We start from the raw sequence: 20,985 nt of genomic DNA, 5'->3' as shown, positions 1-20,985 counted from the left end.
CAGGCTCAAGTTGATGCAGCTTTGAAAGCATTGCGTGACGCTAAAGCAGCATTGCAAGATTATGCTAATTCTTCTTCCCAAAATAATGCTAATGGAAAGTTGCCAAATACTGGCTTAAATGCAACGTTCTTTGCAAGCTTTAGCGCATTGTTTGCTGCTATGGGAATAGGAATTGTGTCTACTAGACGCAAGCATAGCAAGCGTTAAATCATAAAAACGCTTAGTTAAACGAAATCCCTAGCTGTCGAAAGGCTGCTAGGGATTTTCAGTTTTTTAATTCAGCTTTTAATTCAGTTTGAGAAAAGTAAATAAAATCTGCAGAGAAATCTAAATCAGCCAGAGCACTACGTAGAAATCAGCCAGAGCCGCACATTAAAACCAGCCAGATCCCCACTAAAGACAGCTAGAACAACACGTAAAAGCCAGCCAGAGTCCTACCGTAAAACAACTAGCCTTTGAGTTGGTCTAGTCATAGCAACATACACATCTGCAGCAGCGCTCAAGCGTGAGCAAGCCTCTTCCTCAATCAACTCAGGCTTAATTAACACAACTGCGTCATACTCTAAGCCTTTTACATCTTCAGCACTACACACGCTAACTTGAGCATCGCCATAGTTTTCAGAAATCTGCCTTTTAAGCTGTTCCCATTGCTCGCTTGAAATATTTTGTTTAAGAGCATTGTAAACAACCTCTTGCGTGCTTTTAAGCATTGATTTAGGTGCAATAACAGTTACACGACCAGTGCCATCTTCAGATACGAATTCATGGAACAAGTCAACGCAATATTTAGCAAGAGAAGTATTCAAATCTGAATCATTATCATAATTTTGCATCACTAAAGATCCAGAAACAGAACGAACTGCGCTAACGGTTGAAATATATAATCCGGATTTAATCGCTAAATCTCCTGCAGCTTCAGAAATTTCGCGTGGATTGCGATAATTTATAGTCAACTCGTACAAATCCCAATTATCTTTTCCAAAAACAGGATTCATACTCGCATTCCAGCGATGAGTTCCGCCAAGAGCAGAGGTTTGAGCAACATCTCCAACAATCGTAAATGAGCGCGAAGGGCATCTGCGTACAAGCATCCGCCATTCCATTGGAGTTAATTCTTGAGCTTCGTCTACAACAATATGCCCATAAGTCCACTCGCGATCTGTTGCCGCGCGCGCTGCAGCCATGCTTGAATCGCATCCATTCAGATTGTCAAGAAGCATATCCGTAGTTACAAGACCATTTCCAATCCCAGCTTGAGCTAAAGTATCTGATGCAATTTGACGTTCAGATTCTCTTTGAGCTTGCTGAGCTAGGTTGCGATTATCTGTTTTAGGATCTGGTCCAAGCAATTCCATAGCTTCGTCTAGAAGAGGAATATCCGATTTTGTAATAGGACTACCTTTAGGTCTAATCAAAGATTTAACTTGCTCGTCAGAAAGCCATGGAGCGCATGCACGTAATTGTTCTCCTTTAGAGAATAATTGATCAATAAGCCAAGTTCCGTTCATTGGCAACCAAGCTAAATTAAGAGTTATGCGGATTTTGTCGTCTAAACGCAATTGAGAAATAACGTCATCAAGCTCTGAATTTTCAGGATTGTAATCTAGCTGCTCTATATAACGATTTTTCAAAGCGCTAAGCACTGATTTTACAAACGTATTGCGAGCGATATTATGCGGCTGATGAGCGCTTTTAGCATCCGATTGTGCTTGTAAAATATCTTCTTTCTTTAGTTGTATTGCAAAACCGTTTATGCGAACAGTAGGAAGATCTTTTGGAATGCGAATTCTAGCTTCGATAGCATTCGAAATAGCTAAGTGCATTCGGAACATGCCTTTAAGTTTAGCGACTTGTGGACTATCTTCAGCTGTTGCTTCAATTCCAGGAATCAAGTTTGCTATTGTTCTGCTTACAACGCCAGTTTCACCTAAAGAAGGTAAGACTTGATCGATATAACGTAAGAATGCGCTGCTAGGTCCTACAACTAGTACTCCTGAGTTTTCAAGTTTTCTTCTATGCGTGTAAAGCAAGTATGCTGCTCTATGTAAAGCTACGGCTGTTTTGCCGGTTCCTGGTCCGCCTTGAACAACAATAGGACGATTTAGTGGTGCTCGAATAATGCGATCTTGCTCTGCTTGAATTGTTGCAACAATATCCGTCATCTTGCCAGTTCTTCTAGAGCCAAGTGAAGCGAGTAGCGCGCCTTCGCCTGTTAGCGTTCCTTGAGCAGACGCGTTGCTTACTTCATCTGAATCAACGTCAAGAACTTCATCTTCAATGCCAATAACATCGCGAAAGCGAAGTGTAATATGACGGCGCATTACTATGTCTGCGTGGTGTGAAGGAGTTGCTTCATAAAATGGTCTTGCTGCTTCTGCGCGCCAGTCTGTTAAAAGCGAATCTAAATTTTTATCTAGTAAACCAATGCGACCGATATAATGACGAGCTCCTGAATTGTTGTCAATGCGTCCAAAAACAAGGCGATCTTCTACTGCTCTCAATTGCATTAGGCGATCTTCATACATTGTTGCAAAAGAATCACGTTCTGTGCGCTGAGTAGGTGAACCGTGAGATCCTGCTGCGCGTATTGCGTCAAGTCGAGTGCGTGCATCTTTGCGTAAATCGTCAAGACGTGCGTAAGCGCGATTCACATTGTCTTGTTCTTCGCTAATTTGTGAGGAGTACGTAGACATTTTGGTCCGTTCTAGTTGGTATCAATCTGCTATCGTTTGCTTTTCAAGTTTTACAGTGCTGCTGTGAGCCTTGCGTACATAAGTTATTGCGTTCGCAAGAGTATCTTAGTGCTTAAAACTAGGCGTTTAAGTATATCTCGAGGCGTATACGTAAATTTCGACTATGACGCTAGAATTTTAATCTCTCACGCGATTTTTGAGTTGATTTTTCGCAAGTTTTGCGGTTTAGGTTGTGATTTTATTTGTGAGTCTTTTTACACGTTATTTATTTGTGTTTATTCGTGTTTATTTATGAGTTTTTTATACGTTATTTTTTATACGTTATTTTTTGTTTATTTTTATATGTTATTTATTTGTGATTATTTTTGCTTGTTTTTGCGCATTATGTTTTTACACACGTTGTTTTTGCTTATTTTTTGATTTTTGCTTTTTGCTTTTTTGATTATTTTTTGCACATTTTTTGCACATTTAGACTATTTTTAAGGTGTAATAACAGGCGAAGAACGCTGATTTTTCAACAATTTACAAAGAGTGCGAACGGCGGGACTTGAACCCGCATGAGCATACGCTCACTGCCACCTGAAGACAGCGCGTCTACCATTCCGCCACGTTCGCATACAGAGCATAAAGCTACCATATTTATGTTTATTTAGCAAATAAAATACTCAAATAAACATAAGCGTGTTGGCATTATTATCCTCTTATTATCCTCTTACTATCGTCTTACGGTTTTTATTATCCTTTAGATCCGTTCTCATAATAGTGAGCTAATGATTCATCTCTAAATTCTTCGAAATATCCATTATCAATTGAAGAACGAATATCGTCTAGAAGTTTTACAAAGAATCGCTCATTGTGGATTGTTGCAAGAGTGTATCCATTCATTTCTTTAGCGCGAAGCAAATGATTTACATACATTCTTGAGTAATGTGTGCAAGTGTAGCAATCGCATCCTTCTTCGAGAGGACCTTGATCGTGTTTAAAATCGGCTCGTTTTACATTGTATCTTCCGTGACGAGTGAAAATAGCACCGTTGCGTCCACATCGAGCAGGGGCTACACAATCGAAAGTATCTCCACCGTTTTCAACGCAAGCAAAAATATCGTCAACTGCTGCTATTCCAAGTACGTGACGTGGTCTATTCTCTGGCATAGTGTCACAAATCCAAGCGCAAGTATCTCCAATAATGCGCTTTTCAATTGCTCCACCGATACCGACTCCGTCAAAGTCAAGAGAAGCAATCTGCGAAGCTGCGCGTCTACGCAAATCTTCATAATTTGCTCCTTGAACAACGCCATACAACGCTTGATAAGGTTTTCCTAAACGCTCTTGTGTTAAACGCTTATGCTCATCAACACAGCGCTTTGCCCAACGGAAAGTGCGTTCAACAGATTCTTCTTGGTAATGGCGAGTGTTCATTAGAGTTGTAAGCTCATCGAAAGCAAACATAATATCAGCGCCTAGTTTATGTTGAATGCCCATAGAAATTTCAGCACTGAATCTATGTTTAGCTCCATTAAGAGGAGATTTAAATGTTACTCCATCTTCATCTACGAAAGCCATTCGCTCTTTGCCTTCTGCAATAACGTCATCTGACTTCATGCCTGTAACGTCCATTGCAAGTGTTTTCTTAAAACCAGCTCCAAGAGAGAGAACTTGGAATCCACCTGAATCTGTGAAAGTTGGACCATTCCAGTTCATGAATTTTGCTAATCCACCTGCTTCATCTAAAGTATCTGCGCCTGGTCTTTCGTATAAGTGGAATGCGTTGGAAAGCATGCATTGCGCGCCTAAGTCTTTAATTGTTTCAGGTAGTACTGCTTTCATTGCAGCTTGAGTTGCGACTGGAACGAATGCAGGCGTGTGAATATCCCCGTGAGGGGTATGTATTATGCCGGTTCTTCCATATCTAGCGCCATTAAGTCCTTTGCCATTTTCACTATCTGGAAGACGAGTTTTAGAAGTGAAATAAAACTCGCTCCTGTCGCCAGGCTTATTTGGTTCAGCTCCGCGTGGATGCTCAATAAGATTATTCATATGATTTACTCTATTACTTTTTACAGATAACACAGTTAATTTAAAGGATTCGCTCACAAAACTTTAAGCATTTTAATGAATATATAGATATAAGCTACAAAAAGCAAATGGAGTTTTGAGGGTTTTGAGTTTGCGAGAGATAGCGAGAGATAGTGAAAGAGTGAAAGAGTGAAAGTTAGTGAAAGAGTGAAAGTTTAGGGAGAGATAGTGATCTTAGAGAGGTAGCTAGAGATGAGTTTTGTGTGGGATTTTGTTTTAAGGAGTTTTCAAATTATAAATTACTTAGAGCTAATTAGTAAGATTAAGTGATTGATAGATGAGTATAAGCATTGCGTGTATAGAAGCGTTCGCGCAGTGTACATAAATTACACAAATAATTAACATAGAGAACTGTATAGTTTAATAACAACATGGTTTATTATTAGTGGAAGTTGGTGGAAGAATTTTAAGGAGTGTTTATGGCAGAAGATATGTATGGCAACAATAGCAATGAGAAAAAGCTTGATGAGAATCAAGCTAGTCAAGTTGGTCAAGCTAACTATGACGATACTGTAATTCAAGAGAACGCAGCAGATTCAGATAATCAAGCAAATCAAGATCATAATGTAAAAGCTGAATTGCAATATAGCGAAAGTCGTTCTGTAGAAAGTAAATCGGAAGAGAATCAACCTCAAACATACAGACTTGCTCCAAAATATGGTGCGTACAGGATTACTAACACGGAATCTAATTCTTTTGCAGCTGCCGGAACTCAATCGCAGAATGCGCAGAATTCTCAGAATGCTCAAAATTCTCAGAACCTGCAGAATCTACAAAATCCGTATGCTGTACAAAATCCGCAAAATTATCAAAATTCTCAAAATTCTCAGAACCTGCAGAATCCTTTCCTAAACAATCAAAATCCATTTAATTCTCAGAATCTGCAGAATACACTTCCGCCTGTTCCTCCTGAAAATCTGCAGAATTCTACTTCGTATTCTTCGCCACAATATAATGGATCTTCTAATAACGGTTTTAAAAACAATAGCAGCGCTCCTCAGTTTGGAAACCCTTATTACAATTTGGATGATTTAGATAACTACAGTGAAAGTTCAGATAAATTAAGCGAACAAGGTGATTCAAATCAAGGTGATCTAAATCAACTTCAGCCTGCGCTATATGCTCAAAATTCTGGTGCAAATTCAAACCAGCCAATGGGCTACACAGCTGGTGATTCTTCAGATTCAGATGATGACTTGCAAGAAAGATTGAAAAATGAAATCAGAAATTTGCCAGAGTATAACGAATATCCTCCTATAAAAGCAAATCCTAATCGTTCTAATTCTGCTGCTTCTCATGTGATGGTGGCAATAATTTCTGCTGCTGTTTCTGCAATCATATGTGTTGTGATGACGCTTTTTGCTATCAATAATGGACTCATATCTTTGCCGCAATCAGGCTCTCTTTCTGGATTAGGTTCAAGCGCAGTTACAGGAGGAAAGGGTAGTGCAATAATCAAGGGCGGCAATGCTCCTGATTGGGCAACTGTTGCGAAAAATGTATATAGATCCGTTGTGTCAATACAAATGCGCTCAGCAAATATGGAAGGTAAAGGATCTGGTGCGATTGTTGACACAGAAGGTCATATTGTTACAAATAATCACGTAGTATCCGGTGCAGAGCAAATTCAAGTGACGCTTTCTACTGGGGAAATATACAAAGCACAAGTAGTTGGAACAGATAAGACAACCGATTTAGCTGTTTTGAAAATAGTAAATCCTCCTAAAAATCTTCAGCCTGTGAAATTCGCTGATTCAAATTCGTTGGCTGTTGGAGAAGCGGTGATGGCTATTGGAAATCCTTTAGGATACTCTAATACTGCAACTACTGGTATTGTTTCATCTTTGCATAGACCTGTTTCGGTTATGGACGATAAATCTCGTTCTGAGATTGTTACTGATGCTGTGCAAATAGATGCTGCTATAAACCCTGGTAATTCTGGTGGTCCTACATTCAATGCTGCTGGTCAAGTTATCGGAATCAATTCGTCTATCGCATCATCTTCATCTAAAGGTAGCGTGCCTGGATCTATAGGAATCGGTTTTGCTATTCCTTCTAATTTAACTAAGCGAGTAGTAGACGAGATTATTAAAAATGGTTCTGTAAAACACGTAGCTTTAGGAATTACGATTAGAAATGCTTTAGTCACATCTAACAATGTTTCTAGAGGTGGTGCGCAAATAGTATCTGTTACAGCTGGAACTCCTGCTGCTAAAGCTGGACTTCGCGAAGGAGATACAATAGTTGCGTTTAATGGTGAGCCTGTTTCGAGTAATTATTCGCTTTTAGGATACGTGCGTGCAACAGCGTTGAATGGTCAAGCTTCTCTTACGGTTGTAAGAGGAAATAATACTATTAAGCTGAACGTTGTATTTAATCAAGAAGAAGCTGCTGTAATGGGTGAAACTCGAAAAGATCCTCGTTCTCGTGTTCAGCGCGGAGATAATCAAGGAAATAAAGATAATCAGGATTCGCAAAATCCTGCTCCTGCTCCTGCACCTAAGCAAAATAAGCATGACGGGGATGACGATGACGATTCTCAGCAGCGCGGTGACGATGACGATGGAGGAATTTTTGATCCATTCGGATTCTGGTAAATTAGTGTGCTAAGCGCGCTGGATTGTTCTAGTTTAATTTCCAGATTGCGTTAGTTGTTAAGAATAATGCACCTCGATAGTAATAATTTGCTTGCTATCGGGGTGTATTTGTATTTGTGAAACGCGCTTCACAAAATCAGTCAACAACAGTATGTTTCGTAAACAAAGGTATAAAATAATACATATGACTTATAAAACTTTTGCAGAACTAGCAGAGTCGCGATTTTCTGCACGCGATTTTTTCGATACTCCAATAAGCAAAGACATATTGGATTCAATACTTAAAACTGCATCTAAATCACCAAGTTGGAGCAACACGCGACCATATGCGCTCGCGATTGCACAAGGTGAGCGCAAGAATCGCATTGTGAAGTCTTATTTAGAAAAATGTGATGCAATGCTGAAATCTAAAGATAAATCTTTAAGTGAGTATGAAAGAAAAGCGTTGGAAGAACAATCTTCTCCAGACGGAGATGTTCCAGTTATGCAGCCGTATCCGGATGATTTGAAACAGCGTAGTGCTGAATTAGGTTTATCTCTATATGCTCATTTAGGAATTGATAGACATGATTTTGCAGCTAGAAATGCGCATATGAAACGCAATTTTGAAGCTTTCGGAGCTCCTGTAATCGGATTCGTTTTTGCTAGAAGCGATTTCATGCCTTTTTCAGCAATGGACGCAGGATTGATGTTACAAACGCTTTTCTTAGCAGCTAAGTCTGAGGGAGTTGATTCTTGCCCTCTAGGTGTATTAGCAAATTGGAGAAGCCCGCTGGATGCGGAATATGATATTTCAAAAAACTATGAATTGCTCACAGGATTCGCTCTTGGGTACGCAAGCGATTCTCCTGTGAACAAATTCAGAGCTAAGCATCCAAATATCGAGCTTTTATAAATCTATTCCTTTACTTTATAAAGCTTTTAGGATTTCCGCGCTTATATACAGTAACTTTTCCTGGTATAAGTTTTGACTTCCAAGCTGTTTCAATTTGCGCAATATCTTGTTTTTTATAATGCGAGATGTTGTAGTTTAAAGCCAAGAAGTAGTACCACGGTTCGTTAGAGCTAGTTACAAAGTAATCGGGCTCTTTCTTTGATGAGCATGATGACATATCTTCATCGGATTGCTGTTGTGTAGGCAATTCGTTAGTTATAAACGAAGAATTTTTATGACTGCAGCTAATAAGATTCTTAGCAAAATAAGGATTAGCAGTCACTAATTGCCATGAGTATTGGCGTAAATCATTCGTTTCTGGAGAAATAGAATTTCCTTTTGAATCTGTAATTGCTTCAGTATGCAGCCAGGATCCCATCCATCTCTTATTGTAAGCGTTGTTCTTTGAAATGTAATTTGCAAGCGCTCTAGATCCAGAGTAATCAAATCGTATATCGTTTACGCATGCGCATACGTTCCAAATAATGCTTGGAAGAAGCAAAACGAGAATCAAAATACGCGAAATAGTTCTACTTGCGTATCTTGTGCATCTTACACATCTGCTTGAGCTTAAATTCGAGCTTTCACTCAAGTTTGAGCTAGAGTCCAAAGTTAATTCTGTGTTAGATTCTGTGTTAGATTTTGAGCATTTGCATAGATTCCTAATAAAACCAGGTATATCTTTAAGCTCTAGTGGACTTTGCGAAACACAAATCCAAATTTGAGCAATGAAAAATGTGAACACGATTCCGCTGTGATGCAAAGTAAAGTATTTCGTTGCAACAATTGAAAGCATGAGATAAGGGAGTATCAGCGTGCTAAGAGTGTGCCTTGTGCTAGAAATGCGAATTACAAAAATCCACATAATTAAAGATATTATTACGCAAATCAAAGTCGCAAGTACGCTTAGTGACATGCGTCTTAAAGACACGTCATTAGAGAAAGATGTGAAAGCGCTTTCAGAAGGCATCACAAAAATAAAAGATAGCCATTGTATGATTTTAGAATTGCCATCATGAGTAGGTCTTGTTGCAAATGCGTCTGATGCAGGCCAAATGCAAACTGTGTTTAGAACTCCAACAATTGCTATTAAAATCCAGCAAATAAATCTTTGTGTGTTACAAGTAATTTCTTTAAAAACTTTTTGTATTCCAGAAGATAATATTGCTTGTAAGATCCAAGCTAAAGCAAATCCTGCTGCTAGTGCGATTCCGTACGCGCTTATTAGGCACAAAAATACTAGAGTTAAAGATAATTTCCAAGGTTCAGAATTGCGATTTTTCCAATAGCTAGCGCTCATTAGCAATCCTGCACAAAGTAGAGCATATGGGCGTGCTGTTACGCCATATTGGAAGCATACAAAATATGTGAAAGGTAGTAAAAGCGTAGCTGTGCGATTAAAAGGCGATTTGAAAATCAGCCATCCTCCGAATAGCGCAGAGCACAAAAATTGTATACTTTTAAGTCCGATTTCATATGGAACGCCAGTTTTTGCTGGAATTGAGAGAAGTAAAGTCCACAGTGGTGGGTGTCCTTCATAATGCGGACGGAGTAAAAGCAAATCAGTAAAAGATGAGTCGCGCGCAATAAGCCAACTTTGAGCTTCATCAAACCATGGCTCATGGAAGCACATTACGAGCGCAATAACAGCAAGATACGCAATGAATGTAAGAGTACGGGCATGCTTTGAAAACCACTCAATATAAGCAAAATGCGTACGAGTGGAGGAATTTTTCTCGTTCATAAATTTTTCTTTTTCTAATTATTTCTAATTATTTCTAATTCTTATTATTTTCTGATTATTTTATTTTCTATTTATTTTCTATTTATTTTCCTTGAGCGCTGCCAATCTGCGAGCATTAGATATTGCATATAAGCTAATTCCAGCTGCAACAGACGCATTTAATGATTCAACTGCGCTAGAAATAGGTATTTCAGCAATAGCATCGCAAGCTTCGCGCGTTAATCTGCTCATGCCTTTACCTTCGCTGCCAAGAACCACAACTAGAGGGTCGGTTTCAAATCCGGTTTCTCCTACTAGCTTATCTCCACCGCCATCAAGACCAATTGCGTACCACCCACGTTCGCGTAATCCGTCAATTGCTTTATTCAAATTTACAACTCTAGCTACTGGCAAGTGTGCTGCTGCTCCTGCTGAAACTTTCCAAGCTGCAGCTGTTACAGAAGCGCTCCTGCGTTCTGGAAGAATCACGCCATTAGCTCCAAAGGCAGCTGCTGAGCGGATTACAGCGCCAAGATTCTGTGGATCTGTAACTCCGTCTAAAGCAATAAACAGTGGGCGCGAATTTATGCGAACTTCTGCTGAATCCACAGTTTGCATAGCGCGTGCTCTTTTTTCAGCTTTCTCTACAAGCTCTTGAAGAGAATAATATTTATAAGGCTGAATCTTTAATATAATCCCCTGGTGATTGCTTGAGCGAGCAATGCGATCCATTTCCAATCGATCTGCTTCTAATAACCGCAATCCTTGCATGCCTGCTAACTTCACGATTTCGCGAGTGCGATCATCATGCTCAATCCTATTTGCTATATACAATTGAGTGCTTGGAACTCCTACGCGTAGAGCTTCCAATGCAGCATTGCGACCAATTACTGTTTCATCTGAATCAGCAGCCATCTTATCAACCCTTCTGCGTGCTGCTAATCTAGGATCTGCAAATGTTCGCTTTATTGCTGCTTTCTTTGCAAAATAAGCCTTGTGATATACGCGATCCTCTGCCTTTGGAGTAGGCCCTTTACCGCGTAATGCATTGCGATGTTTCCCACCAGAGCCCTTGGTTGGTCCTTTTTTCGTAGTCATATTTCCATTCTCACATGTCCCCGAGCCATTAACGTTTTAAACACTATTGGTTAATAGTGATTTTCGCTAGTTTAGTACTTTATTTATTTCGGCGCGCTGTAGTGTACTTTATTTCTGCGAGTTATATGGCATAATAGAACGGTATTTATTCGTTGTAATAATTACGTTTATTAAGTAAATCCACAACCGCGCAATAATTGAGATTCTTGCAAAAATAGATATATCGCGATTATTGACTACTCCGCGGCACTCCCAAGGGGGGAATTATGGTTGATCACGCTCTTGATCAATCCAGTGATAAAGAGACTGATTCTTCTACCAGCAGTAAAGATCCGTCATTATGTAGTGTGGAACAAGTAGCGCAATCGCTTAATGTAGATATTTCTCGAGGTTTGAGCTTTGAAGAAGCATCTTTAAGACTTGAAAAATATGGTGCTAACGCTCTTGCTGCTGCTCCTAAAGTACCTGCATGGAAACGATTCCTTGAGCAATTCAAAGATCCACTAGTGTATTTGCTTATAGCAGCTACTATTATCTCCGCGATTGCATGGTTTGTTGAGCGCGCTCAATCCAAAGGTAATGATGGAGGGGAAATATTACCTTTTGACGCAATCGTAATTATCATAATTTTGATTGCTAACGCCGTTCTTGGATATATTCAAGAATCTCGTGCGCAAGAAGCTGTTGAAGCATTGGCGCGAATGAGTGCTCCGCAAACTTCTGTGTTAAGAGATGGACGTGTTTTGCGAATTGACACATCAGAAGTAGTTCCAGGAGATATTTTAGTTCTTGGGGAAGGGGATGCTGTTTCTGCAGATGCTCGACTTATTGCTGCAGCATCATTGCGAGTTGCAGAAGCAAGTCTTACAGGTGAATCTGTGGCTGTAAGCAAAAAACCTGATGTTTTACAATCTGCAAAAGCTTTAGGCGATCGTACAAACATGGTATTTAATGGTACTGCTGTGACTCAAGGAACTGGTCGCGCTATTGTAACTTCCACAGGTATGAGAACTCAGGTTGGAAAAATTGCAGATATGCTTTCCAAATCAGATGAAGAATCTACTCCTCTTGAACGTGAAATGGTGAGAGTTTCTAAGGTTCTTGGAATTGCCGTATGTATTATTGCTGCTGTTGTTTTAATTTCAATGTGGTTACTTGAAGGTTTCCGTAGCGTACAAGACGTAATCAATTCGCTTTTGCTTTCAGTGTCTTTGGCTGTTGCTGCTGTTCCAGAAGGTTTGGCTGCTATTTTGACAGTTGTTCTCGCTCTTGGCGTTCAACGCATGGTAAAGCATCATGCTGTTGTAAAAAAGCTATCTTCAGTAGAAACCTTAGGATCTGCATCTGTTATTTGCTCCGATAAAACAGGAACATTAACTCGCAATGAAATGACAGTTGAACGCATAATTACTCCTAGTGGAGAAGTTCAGCTTACTGGAAGTGGTTATAAACCTGAAGGCAGAATGGTTTTGCTTGGTTCAAATGATGCAGATCTTGCAGTTGGCAAGAATCTTGAAACTGAAGTTATAGGAGCTTTAGGATCTGGATATTTAGCTAACGATGGAGATTTGCATTATGATGAATCGAATGGTAGTTGGCAGCCTGTTGGAGATCCAACGGAAGTTTCTCTAATAGTTGCAGCGCGTAAAACTAAAGCTGATCGCCGCTATGCACATCTATCTCGTGTTGCAGAAGTTCCATTTACTTCAGAGCGAAAGCGTATGTCTGTAGTCGTTAAAGATGGTTCCGATTCAGGTAATTTGATTGTTTGTGCTAAAGGTGCTCCAGATGTTTTGCTTTCCTATTGCAATCGAATTGCTGTAGCAGGTGCTGTGCGTCCGCTTACTGATGGAGATCGTGAAGATATTCTTGCAACAGTAGAGCGTTTATCTGGCGAGGCTTACAGAACTCTTGCAATGGCATATAGACCGCTTGGAGTAGATAGTCTTGCAAAAGTTGAAGGAATGGTTTCTAACGCCGCTGGACAGATTGCGGATGTTGCTGATCAGAGTGATGTTCTTGAGTCTGATTTGATTTACAATGGCATGGTTGGAATTATTGATCCTCCTCGAATTGAAGTCAGAGATAGTGTTGCTCAAGCTCATCGTGCAGGAATTCGTACTGTTATGATTACAGGCGATCACCCTCTTACTGCAACTCGTATTGCTAGAGATCTTGGCATTGTTGGCAAAGACGAGCGCGCGCTTACTGGAGATGAATTAGACAATCTTCTTTCTAAGAATGATGACAATATTGCTTTTGATGAAGCTATTAGCAAAACAAGCGTTTATGCAAGAGTTGCTCCTGAACATAAGCTTGCAATTGTTTCTTCTTTGCAACGTCAAGGAAATATTGTTGCTATGACAGGTGATGGTGTCAATGATGCTCCAGCAGTAAAGTCTGCAGATATTGGCGTTGCTATGGGTATTACTGGCACAGAAGTTACGAAAGAATCTGCAAAAATGATTTTGGCAGACGATAACTTTTCTACTATAGTTGCGGCTGTTCGAGAAGGACGAGGTATTTTCGATAATATTCGTAAGTTCTTGCGATATCTTCTTAGCTCAAACGTTGGAGAGGTGTTCACTGTTTTTGGTGGCGTAGTTTTTGCTGGCGCACTTGGAATTACTCAACCTGATTCTGTTGGAGTTACTTTACCTCTTCTTGCAACACAACTTTTATGGATTAACTTACTTACAGATGCTGCTCCTGCTTTGGCTATGGGAGTAGATCCGCAAACAGATGATGTAATGAGCAGACGTCCTAGAAATCTTAAAGATAGTGTTATCGACCGTCCTATGTGGGGAGATATTGTGTTCATAGGTGTTCTTATGGCTGCAATTACTCTTATTGGTATGGATATGCATTTGTCTGGAGGATTGTTTACCGATAGATCTACTACAATTTTAAGTCATGCTGCTCAATTAACTCACGCGCGAACAATGGGATTCACGATTCTCGTTTTTGCTCAAATGCTTAATGCATTAGCATCTCGTTCTCATTTGCAAAGCGTGTTTGTGGGGCTATTTGCAAATCGTTGGCTTTGGGGTGCTATTGGTGTTTCTGTAGTTCTTCAATTGGCTGTGATTTACATACCATTCTTAAATGAGCCATTCGGAACTGTTCCGCTTGATTGGACTGAGTGGTTTGAGTGCTTAGGGCTTTCAATGGTTGTGTTAATAGGCTCGGAGCTTCGTAAATGCGTATTGCGTTTTATTGCTCATCGTAAAGGCTGAAACTTAATTCCTGTTTTTGCTGCTTATGCTCGCAATCATTTTGTAAATATTTATAAAACGTGGTGTGGTTAGTAGGATACTTTTGTTGACTACTTTTCGCGCCACGTTTTGTTTTGCGTAATGAAAGTATATTTAATTATTTTTCTCAATAAAACTTGTTTTAATGGATTGTTTGGAGTTAATAAAAAAGGTTACTTTAATGTCGATATCGCAATTGTTGGACCTCGCCACGCGCTACAATTGCTTGTATTGTAATTTTCGTACAAAATAAACAATGAATTATTTCGTGCGAACAATGAAGTTACTTGTTTACTTATATCCATATAAGGAGAATTGACGCTATGCTGTTGTCTGATCGCGACATCCTCAAAGCCCATGATGAGGGGCATTTGGATTTGACTCCGTGGACTCCGGAAATGGTACAGCCGGCGTCTATAGATGTTCGTTTAGATAGGTTCTTCCGTCTGTTTAATAATCACGCTTATACGTATGTAGATCCTGCTGAAAATCAAGGTGAGCTTACAGAACAATTTGAAGTAGCTTCAGATGAGCCTTGGATTTTGCATCCTGGTGAATTTGCTTTAGGCGCAACTTGGGAATATGTAAAACTTGATAACACGGTTGCAGCTCGTTTGGAAGGTAAAAGTTCACTTGGACGTCTTGGAATATTGACTCATTCTACAGCTGGATTTATTGATCCAGGATTTGAGGGTCATATAACCTTAGAGCTTTCAAACGTGAGCACTTTACCAGTTAAGCTCTGGCCTGGAATGAAGATTGGTCAAATGTGCTTCTTCCAGCTAAGTTCACCGTGCGAGAATCCTTATGGTTCTGCAGTGAACGGCTCGCACTACCAAGGACAGCGTGGACCTACTCCTTCACGCTCATACGAGAATTTTTATCGTGCGAATTTAAGCGAATAGCTTGGATTGCATGAAGTTGGTGTTTGGCGATTATATGCAGCGAGTTAATGTTGCAGCTTAACGTTTAGGAAGAATTGTTCTGATTATCTGTGATTTTCGAAAAAGTTTCGCAAGAGTTGCGCACACTCAGATTCACATACTGAACCAATAACTTCAGGATGGGATCCTATATGAGGATCTCGCAAAATATCCCAGACAGATCCGCATGCTCCAAGCTTTGCATCCCATGCGCCAAAAATTACGCGTTTAAGTCGCGTTTGAAGTACAGCTCCAGCGCACATAGGGCAAGGTTCAAGAGTTACTACCAGAGTGCAATCAGACAGATTCCAAGATTTACGCGAGATTGCAGCAGATTTCATAGCAAGCACTTCCGCATGAGCCAGAGGATCAGCGTTTTTCTCTCGCATATTTGCACCTTTGCCAATAATATTGCCCTCGCTGTCAAGCACAACTGCTCCGACTGGGACTTCGCCTGAAGAAGCAGATTCTCGAGCCAAATCTAAGGCTTGATTCATCGCAAATACTATCTCATCTAGCATATCTATGAAATCACTTTACAAATTAAGAAATCAACGAAACTTACATAAACTTAAATAAATCCTACATAAAATCTAAAACATAAATAATCCTAAAAACCTAAATAAGTTTAAATAATTATAAATCCAAATAATCCTAAAAACTTAAATAAATTTACATAAGACCAGAAGAAATATCGTGAGTGACAAACCATTTGCGAATATCGCCAATTTCGTTCATGTCAACAGCATGATCCAGCCCACGGTAGCGATGTTCTTCAAGCCAAGTGTGCTCTTCAAGCCATGCTGCAGCAGCTGAGAATTCATAAGGTGCAATTACGTCATCTTCTAATCCGTAGCCGAAAAATACTGGAATATTGCGTTCTGCTAAATCGTCATCTTTCAGAATAATTTCAGATTCGCAAGTAGGAATATTAGGAGCTATAAACCCGGAAAGTGAAACTGATGCGCGGTAGCGCGCAGGATTCAATCGTAAAACATGTACTGCTAACGCCGCGCCTTGTGAAAAACCAAATGGAACAATATCGCGATTTTCTGGAATATTTTCATGCACCCACTCATTGATTGCGACTGCTGCAGCGTACATGTCGTAATCTAAATCTTCTCGCTGAGGCACAGCATCGTGGAACCAACTGTAAGCGCCTTGCGCTAGTTTAAGTGGAGCTCGTAACGCGATTGCGTCATTATATGGTGCTACAACTCTCAACAAATCCAATAAATCTTCCTCGTTTGAACCCCATCCGTGAAGAAGTAGAAGTATTGGATGCGTTGGATGAGCTGAAGCATTACCTTGTGAATACTGTGCATTTGTAACTTTTAATGGCTCACCAAAACGACCCGGCACAACATGTGATTCGCGACCGATATGCGTACGTTTCGAATTTTTCTCCGCATTATTGTCATTTAGTTCATCGCTAATATTCATTTCGTCACCGCCGCTCGTATAAATAGTTGCGTTATAAATCGTTATTTTAATAAATATTTCGTATCACGCCATTATGATTTTCTCATTTACGGCATACGACATATGAAAATTAATTTATAAAAAGTTTGGCATTCTCACAAAACTGTGTAATATGCTATAAAAACAAAAAATCAGTCGGATAATTCAGTAACAAGGTTGGCTTTAACGTTTTTACTATATATCAGTTGCTTCTATTCAATTCCAATAACGCGAATCTCGCATAAACGCAGCTCGGTATCTAATTTTTACAGAACGTACCATGAATGTGAAGCAGGCGCGGCTCGCGTTTTTTACTGCTGACCGCTTTTTATACTCTTTTAACTATAATATTTACAGGTATAATAACTTTCATATATACTTGTAAAAAGCATAGTAAATATACATGTACTAAGTATATGTGTGGATTGTCTGTAGAAAAGTTAGGGTAATAGATATGGTTACAGTCGCTCCAATAAGCACTATGGTCCCTATTAGCGCTTTTAGTAATGGTAAATCTGCACAGGCTTTTGCCAAAGTGAGTTCTGGTATGCCAGTTACAGTTTTAAAAAACAATCAACCAATGTACTTCATCATTGACCGTGAAGATTTTGAGCGCTACCAATCGCTTGAGGAACAACTTCAAAAGTATATTGAAGAAGCCATTGAAAATAAAAACGAGGAAGCTCGTAGGCAAGTTCAAAATCACGAATTTACTCATGAATCACATACTGCTTCTGATATGATGGATTACCTAAATGGCATGTGAAAAGAGACGTCCAAAATCCAAAGATAGCTAAAGTATAGAATAATAGAATATAAATTATAAAAATAATAATGGGGATTATATGACGACTTTTGACAGAGTGAACTTGCCACAATCCGTGCGCACAAATGGCGCTACGCCAAATCCATGGTGGGCAAATGCAGTTGTGTATCAGATTTATCCACGAAGCTTCCAAGATACTAATGGTGATGGCATTGGTGATTTGAAGGGCATTACTTCGCGCCTTGATTATTTGGCTGATTTAGGCGTTGACGTGCTCTGGCTCAGTCCTGTTTACAAATCTCCTCAAGATGATAATGGCTACGATATTTCCGACTATCAAAATATCGATCCGCTTTTTGGCTCTCTGGAAGATATGGACGAGCTTTTGGCTGGTGCTCACGAGCGCGGTCTTAAAGTTGTGATGGATTTAGTGGTAAATCACACTTCAGATGAGCATGCTTGGTTCCAGGCTTCAAGAGATGCTTCGAGTGATTACGCGGATTGGTATTGGTGGAGACCTGCGCGCAAAGGCTGTGTGCCTGGTGAGCCTGATGCTGAGCCAAATAAGTGGGGCTCATATTTTGGTGGTTCTGCGTGGACTTACGATCCGAAGCGTGGCGAATACTATCTTCACCAGTATTCTCCAAAGCAACCAGACTTGAATTGGGAAAATCCTTCAGTCCGATCTGCTATTTACAAGATGATGAATTGGTGGATGGATCGCGGAATTGACGGTTTCCGCATGGATGTTATTACGCAAATTTCTAAGCATGTTGATTCTGAAGGACGTTTACCAGGTGAAGATGGTTGCCAGATTGAAGATTTGCAAGCCGGAGCTGACGGATACTCTTCGCCATTCCCATTCTGCTCGGATGGTCCTCGTCTAGACGAATTCTTACGTGAGATGCGTGCAAAAGTTTTCGAAGGGCGCGAAGGTTTTTTGACTGTTGGCGAAGCTCCGGGAATTTCAGCGAATCGCAACACGTATATTACCGATCCTGCTCACAGCGAACTCGACATGTTGTTCCTGTTTAATCACGTGGATATTGATTGCGAAAACGGAACTAAGTGGAATCCTGTGCCTCTTAAGCTTACTGCATTGAAGCGTGTGATGGCTGAGCAGCAGCATGCGGTAGCGGATTCTGGTTGGGCGAGCTTGTTCTTTAATAATCACGATCAGCCGCGTGCGCTTTCTCGTTGGGGGAGTGAATCTAGTGACGAGATGCGAGTTCGTTCTGCTAAGGCGATTGCAATGCTTCTCCACATGCATCGTGGTACTCCTTACGTGTATCAGGGTGAAGAAATAGGTATGACTAACGCGCATTTTACGCGTCTAGAACAGTATCGCGATTTGGAAGCATTGAACATGTTTAAGCAGCGCGTAGAAGAAGCCCATATTCAGTCAGCTGAGTCGATGATGGATGCGCTCGCAAAGCGTGGTCGCGATAATTCTCGAACTCCTATGCAATGGAACGCTTCTAAATACGCGGGATTCATGCCATTTAATGTGCAGTTGGTAAATAACGCAGAGCCATGGATTAGCGTGAATCCTAATTATGTAGACATTAATGCTGCTGAGCAGATGGAAGATTCGGATTCCGTTTACGCTTTTTACAAGTATTTGATTGCGCTTCGTCATTCGGAGCCGATTGTTTCTGCTGGCTCTTGGAATTTGGTTGATGCGGATGACGAGTGCGTGTACGCTTTCGTGCGCGAACTTAAATCTGATTGCGAAAAGCAGGAGGATTTTGTTGTAGATTCTGTAGATTCTTCTGCTGATTCTGCTTCAGATCCTACTGATTTCGCTTCAGATTCTGCTGAAAAAGTTTCTGAAAAATCTTCTGTATGTTCCACAGAGCGCATGCTTGTAATGGTTAATATGACAGAATCTACTGTTCCTATACCTACGGAAAGCGCGCAATTATTGCAAAATCGCGCTTTAGGCAGATTTACTGAAAATGATGTGCTTCTTGCAACTTATGACGTGAACCATGCGCTTAATTCTGTGAAAAATGGCACGATTTCACCTTGGGAAGGCATCGCTGTTATTTTGCAATAATCACTTTGCAATTGTTTCGTCTACTAACTTTGGCAGAGCTTTCGCAATATCTTCGCGAATAATTCGCTCTGCCAAGTAGTCGTATTGCGTAGAGCCTAGGTTCATTATTGTGATTGGTACTCCAGCGCGCGCTGCTAACGGTACAAGACTTGCTGCTGGAAATACTTCAAGAGTTGATCCAATAACCCATAATTCATCTGCTTTAACTATTGCTTGCGCGCTTCTTTCCATTGCTCCTTCAGGAAGTGCTTCTCCAAAATAAACAACGTCTGTTTTGATTAAACCGTTGCAAGGCATATTGCTACGGTATGGTAGAGCGCGTCTGCAATGCGGATCTGGATGCTCGTCTAAGTCGCGCATAATATCGGCAGTTTTATAGCTCGCGTGGCAGCTCATGCAGTGTGATGTTCCAATACTTCCGTGCAAATTTACTATGATGTCTGGGTTGTTTCCAGCTTTTTCGTGAAGTGCGTCAAAATTTTGAGTGGCGATTAGATCTAGCATTCCAGCTTTCTCAAGTTTTACAAGCGCTTTATGTGCTGTTCCCGGCTGAGCGTTCCAAACAGGCGACTCTTTTTGCCATCGCCAAGAGTAAATACGCTCCTCTTCGCTACTTAAAAACGCGTCTATGTCGTAAACGTTCATCTGCTCTGGATGCTTAGTCCATACGCCGTCTGGTCCGCGAAAATCAGGAATTCCAGCGCTAGTTGAAATGCCTGCGCCTGTAAGAACTACTATGTGGTGGTTGTGACCTTTGCTGTTTTTGTTAGTCATTTCTTTCTCCTGCTATTACTTTATTTTAATAGTATATGCTTTATAACAGTTTCTTACAGCTAATACTTTGTTTTTGTGATTTGTTTGTGATTTGTTTGTGAGCTGGAGCTGTTCTGAATTATTTTTTGTGAATTGGTACTATCTAGAATTATTCCTTGTGAGTTGTCGTTATTTTTGAGTCTATCTTGCAAAACCCAAAGTACTTTGGAAAATATCAGATATAGGTGCGTGAAACGGTTCGCATACTAAGGAATCAGGGCTTGACGGTTCGTGATGTTGCAGAGCTTACGGGGGTTACTTCGCAGCGAATAAGTTCGCTTAAAGATTAGTGATTTAATCACAATGCGGTTGGGGTTATGCGAAAGTAAGTCGCTTAGTAACGTATAAACTTTATGCAAAATAAATCATTCTCTGGTATTACGCAAGCTCCAAAAATCATAAATGAAATCATCATTTAGTGTGATGCAAACTCTTTACGGCGATTATAGGCTATTAAGCAAAAGTTTAAATTCTAAATGAAGTGGTAATCATAAAAGCGTTAATTGCAGCATTACCGAGCCCTTTATTTATTTTGGATCAGTTTGAGAGGCTTGTTTCAACGCATCCTATGCGTTTACGAGTTTGGAG

General features: G+C 40.3%; 14 protein-coding genes, 1 tRNA gene and 1 pseudogene. 8 read left to right on the top strand and 8 right to left on the bottom strand.

Annotated elements, in window-relative coordinates; genetic code table 11:
- Positions 1 to 207 (top strand): LPXTG cell wall anchor domain-containing protein (locus tag HMPREF3230_RS00215; RefSeq protein ID WP_155642854.1); only part of this gene is annotated, 207 nt, incomplete at its 5' end.
- A gap of 227 nt (positions 208 to 434) precedes the next feature.
- Here the strand turns inward: HMPREF3230_RS00215 and HMPREF3230_RS00210 are convergent.
- From HMPREF3230_RS00210 to tgt, 3 genes are all read right to left on the bottom strand, one after another.
- Positions 435 to 2,693: a HelD family protein gene (locus tag HMPREF3230_RS00210; protein ID WP_075522997.1), complete on the bottom strand. Its 2,259-nt coding sequence runs from the start codon at positions 2,691 to 2,693 to the stop codon at positions 435 to 437.
- Positions 2,694 to 3,225: 532 nt separating this feature from the next.
- A tRNA-Leu gene (locus HMPREF3230_RS00205) sits at positions 3,226 to 3,308 on the bottom strand.
- A gap of 120 nt (positions 3,309 to 3,428) precedes the next feature.
- Positions 3,429 to 4,730, bottom strand: a complete 1,302-nt coding sequence (gene tgt, locus HMPREF3230_RS00200) for a tRNA guanosine(34) transglycosylase Tgt (protein WP_075522996.1) — start codon at positions 4,728 to 4,730, stop codon at positions 3,429 to 3,431.
- Between the two features lie 458 nt (positions 4,731 to 5,188).
- On the opposite strand from tgt, the gene HMPREF3230_RS00195 reads away from it, so the two are divergent.
- Both HMPREF3230_RS00195 and HMPREF3230_RS00190 read left to right on the top strand, forming a co-directional pair.
- Complete coding sequence (locus tag HMPREF3230_RS00195) at positions 5,189 to 7,366, top strand: S1C family serine protease (protein WP_230955883.1); 2,178 nt, start codon at positions 5,189 to 5,191, stop codon at positions 7,364 to 7,366.
- Between the two features lie 184 nt (positions 7,367 to 7,550).
- On the top strand, positions 7,551 to 8,261 hold the full coding sequence (locus HMPREF3230_RS00190; RefSeq protein ID WP_075522995.1) for a nitroreductase family protein: 711 nt from the start codon (positions 7,551 to 7,553) through the stop codon (positions 8,259 to 8,261).
- Positions 8,262 to 8,271: 10 nt separating this feature from the next.
- Here HMPREF3230_RS00190 and HMPREF3230_RS00185 read toward each other — a convergent pair whose 3' ends face one another.
- Positions 8,272 to 10,044 carry a hypothetical protein gene (locus HMPREF3230_RS00185; RefSeq protein WP_075522994.1) on the bottom strand — a complete coding sequence of 591 codons (1,773 nt, stop codon included), beginning with the start codon at positions 10,042 to 10,044 and terminating at the stop codon, positions 8,272 to 8,274.
- Between the two features lie 78 nt (positions 10,045 to 10,122).
- Positions 10,123 to 11,121, bottom strand: a complete 999-nt coding sequence (gene rlmB, locus HMPREF3230_RS00180) for a 23S rRNA (guanosine(2251)-2'-O)-methyltransferase RlmB (protein WP_075522993.1) — start codon at positions 11,119 to 11,121, stop codon at positions 10,123 to 10,125.
- A 266-nt stretch (positions 11,122 to 11,387) separates the two neighbouring features.
- Here rlmB and HMPREF3230_RS00175 point away from each other — a divergent pair, with 266 nt between their 5' ends.
- Together HMPREF3230_RS00175 and dcd are read left to right on the top strand one after the other, a co-directional pair.
- Entirely contained in the window at positions 11,388 to 14,357 is a 2,970-nt protein-coding gene (locus tag HMPREF3230_RS00175) for a cation-translocating P-type ATPase (protein ID WP_075522992.1), read from the top strand.
- Between the two features lie 341 nt (positions 14,358 to 14,698).
- Positions 14,699 to 15,280 carry a dCTP deaminase gene (gene dcd / locus HMPREF3230_RS00170; protein ID WP_075522991.1) on the top strand — a complete coding sequence of 194 codons (582 nt, stop codon included), beginning with the start codon at positions 14,699 to 14,701 and terminating at the stop codon, positions 15,278 to 15,280.
- An 83-nt stretch (positions 15,281 to 15,363) separates the two neighbouring features.
- Here dcd and HMPREF3230_RS00165 read toward each other — a convergent pair whose 3' ends face one another.
- Positions 15,364 to 15,819 (bottom strand): nucleoside deaminase, encoded by a 456-nt coding sequence (locus tag HMPREF3230_RS00165; protein ID WP_075522990.1) that lies wholly within the window; start codon positions 15,817 to 15,819, stop codon positions 15,364 to 15,366.
- Between the two features lie 151 nt (positions 15,820 to 15,970).
- Positions 15,971 to 16,741 carry an alpha/beta hydrolase gene (locus HMPREF3230_RS00160; RefSeq protein WP_075522989.1) on the bottom strand — a complete coding sequence of 257 codons (771 nt, stop codon included), beginning with the start codon at positions 16,739 to 16,741 and terminating at the stop codon, positions 15,971 to 15,973.
- Between the two features lie 472 nt (positions 16,742 to 17,213).
- Here HMPREF3230_RS00160 and HMPREF3230_RS00155 point away from each other — a divergent pair, with 472 nt between their 5' ends.
- Positions 17,214 to 17,525 carry a type II toxin-antitoxin system Phd/YefM family antitoxin gene (locus HMPREF3230_RS00155; RefSeq protein WP_075522988.1) on the top strand — a complete coding sequence of 104 codons (312 nt, stop codon included), beginning with the start codon at positions 17,214 to 17,216 and terminating at the stop codon, positions 17,523 to 17,525.
- A 79-nt stretch (positions 17,526 to 17,604) separates the two neighbouring features.
- A complete protein-coding gene (locus HMPREF3230_RS00150) occupies positions 17,605 to 19,584 on the top strand; it encodes an alpha-glucosidase (protein ID WP_075522987.1) in 1,980 nt (659 codons plus the stop codon).
- Here HMPREF3230_RS00150 and HMPREF3230_RS00145 read toward each other — a convergent pair whose 3' ends face one another.
- Positions 19,585 to 20,358, bottom strand: coding sequence for an SIR2 family NAD-dependent protein deacylase (locus HMPREF3230_RS00145; protein ID WP_075522986.1), 774 nt, complete (start codon positions 20,356 to 20,358; stop codon positions 19,585 to 19,587).
- A 224-nt stretch (positions 20,359 to 20,582) separates the two neighbouring features.
- Here HMPREF3230_RS00145 and HMPREF3230_RS06360 point away from each other — a divergent pair.
- Positions 20,583 to 20,687: pseudogene (locus HMPREF3230_RS06360) on the top strand (XRE family transcriptional regulator); the annotation flags it as partial.
- Positions 20,688 to 20,985: the final 298 nt, after the last annotated feature.

This window comes from Gardnerella vaginalis, assembly GCF_001563665.1.
Classification (GTDB): Bacteria; Actinomycetota; Actinomycetes; order Actinomycetales; family Bifidobacteriaceae; genus Bifidobacterium; species Bifidobacterium vaginale_A.
The sequence above is the reverse complement of the archived record's forward strand: the minus strand, read 5'-3'. Positions and strand labels throughout refer to the sequence as shown.

What these genes read in the sequence shown, in the direction of transcription:
- HMPREF3230_RS00210 (WP_075522997.1), bottom strand. Translation starts at nt 2,693, where the DNA reads ATGTCTACGTACTCCTCACAAATTAGCGAAGAACAAGACAATGTGAAT.
- tgt (WP_075522996.1), bottom strand. Translation starts at nt 4,730, where the DNA reads ATGAATAATCTTATTGAGCATCCACGCGGAGCTGAACCAAATAAGCCT.
- HMPREF3230_RS00195 (WP_230955883.1), top strand. Translation starts at nt 5,189, where the DNA reads ATGGCAGAAGATATGTATGGCAACAATAGCAATGAGAAAAAGCTTGAT.
- HMPREF3230_RS00190 (WP_075522995.1), top strand. Translation starts at nt 7,551, where the DNA reads ATGACTTATAAAACTTTTGCAGAACTAGCAGAGTCGCGATTTTCTGCA.
- HMPREF3230_RS00185 (WP_075522994.1), bottom strand. Translation starts at nt 10,044, where the DNA reads ATGAACGAGAAAAATTCCTCCACTCGTACGCATTTTGCTTATATTGAG.
- rlmB (WP_075522993.1), bottom strand. Translation starts at nt 11,121, where the DNA reads ATGACTACGAAAAAAGGACCAACCAAGGGCTCTGGTGGGAAACATCGC.
- HMPREF3230_RS00175 (WP_075522992.1), top strand. Translation starts at nt 11,388, where the DNA reads ATGGTTGATCACGCTCTTGATCAATCCAGTGATAAAGAGACTGATTCT.
- dcd (WP_075522991.1), top strand. Translation starts at nt 14,699, where the DNA reads ATGCTGTTGTCTGATCGCGACATCCTCAAAGCCCATGATGAGGGGCAT.
- HMPREF3230_RS00165 (WP_075522990.1), bottom strand. Translation starts at nt 15,819, where the DNA reads ATGCTAGATGAGATAGTATTTGCGATGAATCAAGCCTTAGATTTGGCT.
- HMPREF3230_RS00160 (WP_075522989.1), bottom strand. Translation starts at nt 16,741, where the DNA reads ATGAATATTAGCGATGAACTAAATGACAATAATGCGGAGAAAAATTCG.
- HMPREF3230_RS00155 (WP_075522988.1), top strand. Translation starts at nt 17,214, where the DNA reads ATGGTTACAGTCGCTCCAATAAGCACTATGGTCCCTATTAGCGCTTTT.
- HMPREF3230_RS00150 (WP_075522987.1), top strand. Translation starts at nt 17,605, where the DNA reads ATGACGACTTTTGACAGAGTGAACTTGCCACAATCCGTGCGCACAAAT.
- HMPREF3230_RS00145 (WP_075522986.1), bottom strand. Translation starts at nt 20,358, where the DNA reads ATGACTAACAAAAACAGCAAAGGTCACAACCACCACATAGTAGTTCTT.